The sequence below is a fragment of the Serratia sp. HNCC26DJ206 genome (assembly GCF_057180605.1).
The window spans coordinates 56,096-65,715 of record NZ_JBXUGP010000032.1 but is presented as its reverse complement, the minus strand read 5'-3'; the positions used below and the strand labels follow the sequence as shown (position 1 = coordinate 65,715).

Sequence of the window (9,620 nt, the reverse complement as noted above, 5' to 3'; positions counted from 1 at the left end):
AAAACCGGCGCCTGAGCGCCGGTTTTTTATTTTTTACAACGCGTTAGGCCACGTTGGTCACCGTAACATCACTGCGTTTCAGTACCGCGTAACCGACACCCGCCAACAGCGTACCGGCGATAATTGCCACCAGATACAGCAGCACCGGAGAGATAGCGCCAGGAATCAACAGCACGAACAGGCCACCGTGTGGAGCCATCAGTTTGGCACCGAAGGCCATCGACAGCGCACCGGTCAAGGCACCACCGGCGATACAGCACGGCAGTACGCGCATCGGATCGCGTGCTGCAAACGGAATCGCCCCTTCACTGATAAAGCACAGCCCCAGCACCAATGCCGCTTTGCCGCCTTCCTGTTCGGATTTCTCGAACTTGTTGCGCGCCACAATCGTTGCCAAGCCCATCGCCAGCGGTGGCACCATACCTGCCGCCATAATCGCCGCCATCGGGGCATACACCGAGGAACTCAACAGCGCCACGCCGAAAGCATAAGCAGCTTTGTTCACCGGGCCACCCATATCGGTGCACATCATCGCACCCAGGATCGCGCCCAACAGCACCGCGTTAGCCGTTCCCATCGATTGCAGCCAGTGGGTCAGGCCTTCCATGATTTTCGCCACCGGCGTACCGACCACGTAAATCATTATCAGACCGGTGGTCAGACTTGCCAGCAATGGGATAATCAGGATCGGCTTCAGCGCTTCCATACTCTTCGGCAGATGCAGCTTGCCGCTGATCGCTTTGGCAACATAGCCCGCCAGGAAACCGGCGATAATACCGCCGAGGAAGCCAGCACCGGTGCTCACCGCCAGCATACCGCCGATCAGGCCCGGCGTCAGGCCAGGACGGTCGGCAATCGAGAACGCAATATACCCGGCCAAAACCGGCACCATCAGCGCAAAGGCTGAACCCCCACCGATCTGCATCAGCGCAGCGGCCAGAGTGCCTTTTTCTTCAAATGCCTTGATACCAAATACGAACGACAACGCAATACACAGACCACCCGCCACCACCATCGGCAGCATGTAGGACACCCCGGTCAGCAAGTGACGGTACGGCCCGGCGCTCTCTTTTTTCTTGCCTGCGGTTAGCACACTGCCGCTTTTCTGTGGCTGGAAGATCTCGGCTTCCGCCTGTGCCTTATCCAATTCCTGCACGGTTTTCTTCAGTGCCAACCCGGTAGACGTGCGGTACATCGGCTTACCGGCAAACTTGTCCAGATCCACTTCGATATCCGCTGCGACAATCACCAGATCGGCCGCCGCTACTTCTTCTGGGGTGATCGCATTGCCTGCCCCCACGGAACCACGGGTTTCCACCTTCACCCACCAGCCACGTTTCTTGGCTTCGCTCTCAATGGCCTCGGCCGCCATAAAGGTATGCGCTACGCCGGTCGGGCAAGCGGTCACCGCCACAATGCGTTTTGGGCCAGCCGCTTTCACAGGTGCCGCTGCCGGAGCCTGATAAGGCTTGGCTTCGGCTTTGGCCTGCGCCAAAAAGGCTTCGGGATCGCGCACCGCGTGTTCCACATCACCGATATACACCTGTTTACCGTTCAGCTCAGCATCCGTAGGCGCAACTTGGCCTGCTACAACCACCAGTTCAGCCTCGTTCAGCACATCTACCAGCACCAGACCGGTTTTGGCCGCAGCGCCTTCCAGCATACGTTTCGCCAGGTGACCACGAGCCTGCCCGAGCGAACTGTCTATCATCAGCAGCGTTTTCATTCTGCTTCCTCCTGTCAGTTAAAAGGTTTCAGATCGACACGCGCCATCATCGCGGCCAACTGCGGGCGATCGGTCACGCCGACGTTACTCTGGCTCACCGCCAGGGCAGCCACGGCGGTGGCCAAACGTAAAGTATGTTCACTGGATTCACGCATCAGCAGGCCGTAGATCAGACCACCGACCATCGAATCACCTGCCCCCACCGTGCTGACCACCTCACAGGCTGGCGGCTTAGCGATCCAGGCACCGGAAGCGTTCACCCACAGTGCGCCTTCCGCTCCCAGCGAGATCACCACGTGAGCGATCCCCTGATCGCGCAACGCATGCGCGGCCTCCACCACATCATCTAAAGTTGGCAATGGACGACCGGCCCAGATCTCCAGTTCACGGCGATTCGGTTTCACCAGCCAAGGCGCGGCTTTCAGCCCCGCCACCAGCGCCTCACGGCTGCTGTCGAAAATGATGCACGGGCACTGTGCGCGCAGGCGAACCATCCACTCGGTAAAGGCTTCAGGCGGTACGCCTTCCGGTAAACTGCCGCTGACCGCCACCATGTCGAACTGGCCGAGCCAACTCAGGGAGTCGCTAACGAAACGTTCCCAATCCGCTGGCGTGACTTCAAACCCGGAGAAGTTGAAATCGGTCACTTCGCCGTCTTTTTCCGTCAGCTTCACGTTGATACGGGTACGCCCTGACACCACCTGGAAACGGTTGGCAATGCCCAGATCGCTGAATAACAGTTGGAAACCATCCTGATTATCTTTCCCCAGGAAACCGCCCACGGTGACATCAATACCTAGATCTTTTAGTACTTTGGCAACGTTGATACCTTTACCGGCGGCGTGCAGCCCGGCGGTTTTTACCCGATTAACCTCACCCCGTTCAATCTCCGGGCAGAAACCCACCAGATCGTAAGCCGGGTTAAGGGTAATGGTTGCTACTCTTCTGCTCATGCTGCACCCTCGCCAAGACCTTCGCTGATGGCTTCGCCAATGGCTTTCAGCGCCGCTTCAGCATCATCACCGCTGGCGGTAAAACGCAACTGATGACCTTTCTTCACACCCAGCGCCACTACCTTCATCAGGCTGCGGCCGTTAGCCGGTTTACCGCTGCCGTTAAGATTGGTGACGGTAATTTCGCTGGAAAATTGTTTGATCACGTTAACCAACGCTGTGCCCGGGCGGGCATGCAGGCCGTGTTCGTTACGAACGATATATTCTGCGCTCAGCACCGCACTCTGTTCGGCCACCTCGCTGGTCAGCAATGCCAGCACGGCAACGGCATCGGCGTTCAGCAAGCGTTCAGCTTTATTGCTCAACAGCAGGTCGCTGAGGTAGTTCAGCAGCGTCAGCGGTTGCTGATCGGCAATCGCCACGGTCAGCAGCAGTGCAACCTGCTCGCCCTCTTCGTCAAACGCCTGCGCGGGGCGGCTGATGGTTGCCGCACTGAACAGGTTGCCTTCAGCGCTGTCGCTCAGCCAGATACCCTGCCCCAGGTTCAGCGGCTTGCGGGTGATCACATCGCTGACAAACCGGGCGTCGACCGCACCGATCTTTTGCAGGCGGCCCGCGTTCAAAGCTTGCAGCGTCATCAAAGAATCTGCCGCCACGTCCAGCGCGATCAGTGAAACATCGAACTGAAACTCTGCCGTTTGTTTTTCGCCCATCAGCAGGCTGCGCAGCTCTTCTGCCGACGTGGTTTTCGCCAGCTGCGCCGCTACGCCGTCATCGCTGAGCACGTGCGTCAGCTGACGCAGCAGCGCCAAGTGTTCGTCTGAACGGGCGGCGATGCCGATTACCACATAGGCGGTCTGGCCTTCGCCCCATTCAATCCCCTGCGGGAACTGGAATACCTGCACCCCGGTATTCAGCACCAGATCGCGGGTATCAGTGGTGCCATGCGGAATGGCGATACCGTTACCCAGATAGGTAGAAGTTTGCAGCTCGCGCTGTAGCATGCCGTCCACATAGGCGGCGCTGACGCACCCGGCGGAGGTGAGCGCTGCCGCGACCTGCCGGATGGCTTCCTGTTTACCGCTGGCGGCGGCGCCCAGGTGAATGTCTTGCTGTGACAACTGGAACATAGTTCTCCTCTCCTGCTGAATTGAATCGTTTCAGCTATGTAGGGAAAAAGGAGCGTTATCAAAACCGGATTGACCCTTTCGATAACGCTGAAACGTTTCAATCAGTGTGGGATCGGGTCTTGCTGAAAGCAAGTTTTCTTAATTCCGATATGATGGATTTTTGACATTGCGCACATTTTCCTCTGCAAAAACCTTGCTTACAGAACAAAGTGGCGTACTGTGCTGAAACACTGCTGAAGGAGAAAGGCATGACGGTAGCAACCGGCGTTGGCGTGATCATCGTTAACCCGCAGGGCCAGATTCTATTAGGTAAACGCTGCGGTTCTCACGCCCCTTTCTGGTCGATTCCCGGTGGCCATTTGGATGAGGGTGAAACCTTTGAACACTGTGCCCAGCGCGAAATTGCTGAAGAGACCGGGCTGCTGATTGATGCTCCGCAGTTCATTGGTATCAGCAATAATCTGCAAACCTGGCGGGCTGAAGGCAAACATACCGTATCCATCTGTATGCTGGTTCAGCACGCCGGTGGCAAAGCCGAATTAAAAGAGCCGGAAAAATGTGCCGAATGGCGCTGGTGCTCTCCCGACGCTCTGCCGGAACCGCATTTTGAAGCCAGCCGCACCGCGATCGCCCTATGGCTGAGTGGTAAAACCTATCTATCTACAATTTGAAGCCTGTTCGCCACAGAAAAGACTTTTTACCCTGTTGTTGATTGAAACCGTTTTTTGTTTTTTTTAAAAACGCGTACTCTACGCGCGACTTGTTTCTCTATTGGCTATTTGCTCACCACTATGCGTACTTCAACTGCAATAACTCGACGCTTGCCCGATTTCACTTCGCTGGCATTTATTGTCGTGGCGTTTCTCACCGGCATTGCCGGTGCCTTGCAAACCCCCACGCTGAGCCTGTTTCTTTCCACCGAAGTGAACGTGCGCCCGAGTATGGTCGGTTTGTTCTTTACCGGCAGCGCGGTGATCGGCATTTTGGTCAGCCAGTTTCTTGCCCGCCGTTCAGATAGAAAAGGCGATCGCAAATCACTGATCTTTCTTTGCTGCATGCTGGGCGCATTGGCCTGCGCGCTGTTTGCCTGGAACCGTAACTACTATCTGTTGCTGTTTGTCGGCGTGCTGCTGAGCAGCTTCGGCTCCACCGCCAACCCGCAGATGTTTGCGCTGGCACGCGAGCACGCTGAACGCACCGGGCGCGAAGCGGTGATGTTCAGCTCGATCCTGCGCGCACAGGTGTCCTTGGCCTGGGTAATCGGCCCGCCGATTGCCTTTGCTCTGGCATTGGGTTTTGGCTTTCAGGTGATGTATCTGGCGGCGGCAGCTACTTTCATTCTCTGTGGCGCTTTAGTGTGGAAAACGCTGCCCTCGATGCCGAAAACGCCGTCGGCCAAAGGTGCCGCGCTGGAAGCGCCACGCCAGAACCGCCGCGACACGCTGCTGCTGTTTGCCGCCTGTACCCTGATGTGGACCGCCAACGGCATGTATCTGATCAATATGCCGCTGTATATGGTGCAAGAGCTGCATTTGCCAGAAAAACTGGCCGGGATCTTGATGGGTACGGCGGCCGGGCTGGAGATCCCTACCATGCTGCTGGCCGGGATGGTTGCCAAGCGCTTCGGTAAACGCTTCCTGATGCGCAGCGCAGTGATCGCCGGGGTGCTGTTTTATGCCGGGCTGCTGTTTATTACCGGCACCTGGCAGTTGATCGCCCTGCAATTGCTGAATGCGCTGTTTATCGGCGTGCTGGCGGGTATCGGCATGCTCTATTTTCAGGATTTGATGCCTGGACAGGCCGGGGCGGCAACCACCCTGTTTACCAATACCACGCGCGTTGGCTGGATTATTGCCGGTTCGATCGCCGGTTCCGTTGCTGAGATCTGGAACTACCATGCGGTGTTTTATTCCGCGTTGGCGATGGTGATAGGTGCAGTGCTATGCCTATGGCGGCTCAAGGACGCCTGAGCTTAAGGCGCGGTATCAACCTCTAGCTTTGCCAGATAGATTAACGCTTCGTCACGGCGATCGTGACACATCTCCCGGCTGGCCTGCAGGCTGCCGCAGACGCGGGGCCGCAATGGCGAATGAAACAGGCCACAACGCAGTTGCTTATCCAGATGAATACAGCGGGTATTCGCCGGTTTGCCATTGGGCATGCCGGGGATCGGGCTGGAAATTGACGGTGCAATGCAGCAAGCGCCACAGTCGGGACGGCAGTCCATCAGCGCTTCTCCTGGCGGGCTGGCAGAATTGAAGCCGGACAATAACAGTACGCCGTAATTGCCGCCAGCAGAATCCTATTCAGACCGAAATCTTTATCTCCCTCCATTTTTCAACGGTAATGCTCTCTTTGCATAGAAACACCAATGCCTCATCCATTGCGCATGAAAATAGCAAATTAGACTCTTTACATGCACACATCACGCAATGTACTATTGAGCTAGTACAAAAGAACTCGCAGCCCATCAGGAGCAACAATGTCCACGGACACCATCCAGAAACTTTCCCGCCCTTCCGTACTCGGTGGCGCGATGATCATTGCCGGTACTGCCGTCGGGGCCGGTATGTTCTCTATTCCCATTGTCACTTCTGGCGTGTGGTTCGGCGGCTCAGTGGCATTGCTGATTTATACCTGGGCCTGCATGCTGATTTCCGGCCTGATGATCCTCGAAGCAACGCTCAATTATCCGGCCGGTGCCAGCTTTCATTCCATCGTCAAAGACCTGCTCGGTAAAGGCTGGAATGCCATCAACGGCTTGTCCATCACCTTTGTGCTGTACATTCTGACCTATGCCTACATCTCGGCCGGTGGCTCAATCATCGCCCACACGCTGGAAGGCATTGTCGGCACCAACCAGGCGGTGGCCGGGCTGGTGTTTGCTGTTGTAGTGGCGTTTATCGTCTGGTTATCGACCCGGGCGGTGGATCGTCTGAGCACCATTCTGATTGGCGGTATGGTGATCACTTTCGTGATGTCGGTTGGCGATATGTTTACCCACGTCCAGCCTGCGGTGCTGTTCAACCGTGGCGACAGCAGCGCCAGTTACCTGCCCTATGCCCTAGCGGCCTTACCTTATCTGCTGACGTCATTTGGCTATCACGGCAACGTGCCGGGGCTGGTGAAGTATTATCACCAAGACAGCCGTGCCGTGGTGCGTAGCCTGGTGTACGGCACCCTGCTGGCGTTGGGGATTTACATCCTGTGGCAGTATGTGATCCAGGGCAATATCACGCGTGATGCGTTCAAACAGGTGATCGCCGAGGGTGGCAATATCGGCAGCCTGCTCAAGCAAATGGGCAACGTTTCCAGCAGCCAGGCGGTTGGCCAACTGCTCAGTGCCTTCTCTTATATGGCGCTGGCCAGTTCATTCCTTGGGGTTTCGTTGGGCTTGTTCGATTATCTGGCTGACTTCTTCAAGTTCAGCGATAATACCGCGGGCCGCACCCAATCGGCGCTGGTGACGTTCGTTCCGCCGACTTTGGCAGCCCTGCTGTTCCCGAACGGCTTCCTGTATGCCATCGGTTTTGCAGGCTTAGCGGCCACTGTCTGGGCGGTGATCGTCCCAGCCATGATGGCGCGCGCCAGCCGCCGCCGCTTCCCGCAGTCTGCGTATCACGCTCCCGGCGGCCATGGCATGATCCTGTTTATTATCCTGTTTGGCGTGATCAACGCCGTCGCTCACATACTCACCCTGCTGAATATGCTGCCGGTGTTTAAATAACACCTTCTGAGGGCGGCCATTGCCGCCCTTTTTACGCTCCTAAATCTCCCTACTTCACTCACTCTTTTTTTGCAGGGCTATTGCCTGAAAAGCGCGGTACGAGTAACTTGTCGCAACTTCTCAAAACTCCTTATCGACAGGTTATTCCAATGGCAAGAGCTAACGAAATCAAGCGTGGCATGGCGATCAACTACAACGGCAAACTGCTGCTGGTGAAGGACATTGATGTCCAAAGCCCAACAGCACGCGGTGCCAACACCCTTTACAAAATGCGTTTCTCTGACGTGCGCACCGGGCTCAAGGTAGAAGAGCGCTTTAAAGGTGACGATATTCTGGACACCATTACCCTGTCGCGCCGCAAGGTGAACTTCTCCTATATCGACGGCGAAGAATACGTGTTCATGGATGATGAAGATTACACCCCGTATATCTTCACCAAAGATCAGATCGAAGACGAGTTGCTGTTTATTCCTGAGGCGGGTTTGCCGGGGATGCAGGTATTAACGCTGGAAGGCCAGGTGTTAGCGCTGGAATTGCCGCAAACCGTGGATATGGAAATTGTCGAAACCGCACCGGGCATCAAAGGGGCTTCGGCCAGCGCCCGTAACAAACCGGCCACCATGGCGACCGGTTTGACTATTCTGGTGCCGGAATACCTGAGCCCAGGCGACAAAATCCGCATTCATATTGCCGAGCGTCGTTATATGGGCCGTGCCGACTGATTGTGATTCAGGGCGCAGCGGTGCGCCCTGCCTTCAAACCTCAGAGTAATTCCGGGAAAAAGCGCCGCTTCAGCGCCAACTCCACGCCACGAATTTCCGCCAAACCTTTCAAACGGCCAATAGCCGAATAGCCAGGGTTGGTTTTCTTTTTCAGATCGTCCAACATCTGGTGACCATGATCCGGCCGCATCGGGATTGGCCGACGATCGCCCGCCTGCAAGCGGCGCTGTTCTTCGGTCAGAATGGCTTCAATCACCGACACCATATCCACGTCCCCTTGCAAATGCGCCCCTTCATGGAAGGTTTTCGGGTTCTGCTCGCGGCAGGTCGAGCGCAGATGGGTAAAGTGAATACGATCGCCAAAGGTCTCAATCATCCGTACCAGATCGTTATCCGCCCGCACGCCGTAGGAACCGGTGCACATGGTAAAACCGTTGTGAATGCTATCAACGGTCTCTTTCAGCCATTGCATATCTTCAATGGTGGAAACAATGCGTGGCAGGCCAAGGATCGGGCGCGGCGGATCGTCCGGGTGCACCGCAAGGCGCACTCCCACCTCTTCCGCCACCGGTACAATGGCGCGCAAAAACACCGCCATATTTTCACGCAGTTGGGCTTTGTCGATATGATCATATTCGGCCAGCCGCGCGCGGAATTGATCGAGCGTGTAACCCTCTTCTGCACCTGGCAGCCCAGCGATGATATTACCGGTCAGCTTGGCAATCTCCGCCGCGCTCATCGCGTTGAAATAGGCCCGCGCCTCGGTTTGCTCTTCGGCGCTGTAATCTTTTTCGGCACCTTTACGTTGCAGGATATACAGATCAAAAGCGGCAAAGGCGATCTGGTCAAAACGCAGCGCTTTTGAACCGTCTGGCAATAAATACTCCAGATCGGTGCGCGTCCAGTCGAGGATCGGCATAAAGTTGTAGCATACGGTGTCGATACCGCAGGCCGCCAGATTACGCAGCGACTGCTGATAATTGGCGATATGACGTTGATAATTGCCGCTGCGGGTTTTGATCTCCTCATGCACCGGGATGCTTTCCACCACCGACCACACCAACCCTTTCTCAGCCAGCAGAGCCTGACGCGTTTTTATTTCCTCAACCGGCCACACTTCACCGTTAGGGATATAATGCAACGCCGTCACCACACCGGTTGCCCCCGCCTGCCGTATATCATCCAGCGAAACCGGATCGTTAGGCCCATACCAACGCCATGTTTGTTCCATAGATTTATCCTTGTGAATAGTCGCTCAGTCATCTGAGGTTTGTTGCCAGTGGTGAAGTAGATCGCAAAATCAAATCAATCTTGTTATACCACATTGAGATAGATATCATTCATCTTTAACCTTACTCTTTA

9 protein-coding genes are annotated in these 9,620 nt (G+C 56.0%); 4 read left to right on the top strand and 5 right to left on the bottom strand.

What is annotated here, in order from left to right:
* Positions 1-43: 43 nt before the first annotated feature.
* Genes fruA through fruB form a run of 3 tightly spaced genes read right to left on the bottom strand, consistent with a single transcriptional unit; the run spans position 44 to position 3,809 of the window.
* The gene (fruA, locus tag AC2A1E_RS19820) at positions 44-1,726 is read right to left on the bottom strand and encodes a PTS fructose transporter subunit IIBC (RefSeq protein WP_484385179.1); all 1,683 of its coding nucleotides are present in this window, start codon (positions 1,724-1,726) and stop codon (positions 44-46) included.
* A gap of 14 nt (positions 1,727-1,740) precedes the next feature.
* The gene (fruK, locus tag AC2A1E_RS19815; protein ID WP_484385178.1) at positions 1,741-2,679 is read right to left on the bottom strand and encodes a 1-phosphofructokinase; all 939 of its coding nucleotides are present in this window, start codon (positions 2,677-2,679) and stop codon (positions 1,741-1,743) included.
* Positions 2,676-3,809 carry a fused PTS fructose transporter subunit IIA/HPr protein gene (gene fruB, locus AC2A1E_RS19810; protein WP_484385177.1) on the bottom strand — a complete coding sequence of 378 codons (1,134 nt, stop codon included), beginning with the start codon at positions 3,807-3,809 and terminating at the stop codon, positions 2,676-2,678. Before fruB ends, fruK begins: the two co-directional genes overlap by 4 nt.
* 248 nt (positions 3,810-4,057) lie before the next feature.
* Here fruB and AC2A1E_RS19805 point away from each other — a divergent pair, with 248 nt between their 5' ends.
* Both AC2A1E_RS19805 and AC2A1E_RS19800 read left to right on the top strand, forming a co-directional pair.
* Positions 4,058-4,480 (top strand): nucleotide triphosphate diphosphatase NUDT15, encoded by a 423-nt coding sequence (locus tag AC2A1E_RS19805; protein ID WP_484385176.1) that lies wholly within the window; start codon positions 4,058-4,060, stop codon positions 4,478-4,480.
* 120 nt (positions 4,481-4,600) lie between these two features.
* Positions 4,601-5,779, top strand: coding sequence for a sugar efflux transporter (locus tag AC2A1E_RS19800; protein WP_484385175.1), 1,179 nt, complete (start codon positions 4,601-4,603; stop codon positions 5,777-5,779).
* A 2-nt stretch (positions 5,780-5,781) separates the two neighbouring features.
* Here AC2A1E_RS19800 and AC2A1E_RS19795 read toward each other — a convergent pair whose 3' ends face one another.
* Complete coding sequence (locus tag AC2A1E_RS19795) at positions 5,782-6,036, bottom strand: YkgJ family cysteine cluster protein (protein WP_484385174.1); 255 nt, start codon at positions 6,034-6,036, stop codon at positions 5,782-5,784.
* A gap of 255 nt (positions 6,037-6,291) precedes the next feature.
* Between AC2A1E_RS19795 and mtr the strand changes: the two genes are divergently transcribed.
* Positions 6,292-7,536 (top strand): tryptophan permease, encoded by a 1,245-nt coding sequence (gene mtr, locus AC2A1E_RS19790; protein WP_484385173.1) that lies wholly within the window; start codon positions 6,292-6,294, stop codon positions 7,534-7,536.
* A 149-nt stretch (positions 7,537-7,685) separates the two neighbouring features.
* Complete coding sequence (gene yeiP / locus AC2A1E_RS19785) at positions 7,686-8,258, top strand: elongation factor P-like protein YeiP (protein WP_473190747.1); 573 nt, start codon at positions 7,686-7,688, stop codon at positions 8,256-8,258.
* 40 nt (positions 8,259-8,298) lie between these two features.
* Here the strand turns inward: yeiP and uxuA are convergent, their stop codons facing one another.
* A complete protein-coding gene (uxuA, locus tag AC2A1E_RS19780) occupies positions 8,299-9,489 on the bottom strand; it encodes a mannonate dehydratase (RefSeq protein WP_484385172.1) in 1,191 nt (396 codons plus the stop codon).
* Positions 9,490-9,620 lie beyond the last annotated feature (131 nt).

Coding starts and splice junctions, on each gene's coding strand:
- uxuA (WP_484385172.1), bottom strand. CDS start 9,489: ATGGAACAAACATGGCGTTGGTATGGGCCTAACGATCCGGTTTCGCTG.
- AC2A1E_RS19805 (WP_484385176.1), top strand. CDS start 4,058: ATGACGGTAGCAACCGGCGTTGGCGTGATCATCGTTAACCCGCAGGGC.
- fruK (WP_484385178.1), bottom strand. CDS start 2,679: ATGAGCAGAAGAGTAGCAACCATTACCCTTAACCCGGCTTACGATCTG.
- yeiP (WP_473190747.1), top strand. CDS start 7,686: ATGGCAAGAGCTAACGAAATCAAGCGTGGCATGGCGATCAACTACAAC.
- AC2A1E_RS19795 (WP_484385174.1), bottom strand. CDS start 6,036: ATGGACTGCCGTCCCGACTGTGGCGCTTGCTGCATTGCACCGTCAATT.
- mtr (WP_484385173.1), top strand. CDS start 6,292: ATGTCCACGGACACCATCCAGAAACTTTCCCGCCCTTCCGTACTCGGT.
- fruA (WP_484385179.1), bottom strand. CDS start 1,726: ATGAAAACGCTGCTGATGATAGACAGTTCGCTCGGGCAGGCTCGTGGT.
- AC2A1E_RS19800 (WP_484385175.1), top strand. CDS start 4,601: ATGCGTACTTCAACTGCAATAACTCGACGCTTGCCCGATTTCACTTCG.
- fruB (WP_484385177.1), bottom strand. CDS start 3,809: ATGTTCCAGTTGTCACAGCAAGACATTCACCTGGGCGCCGCCGCCAGC.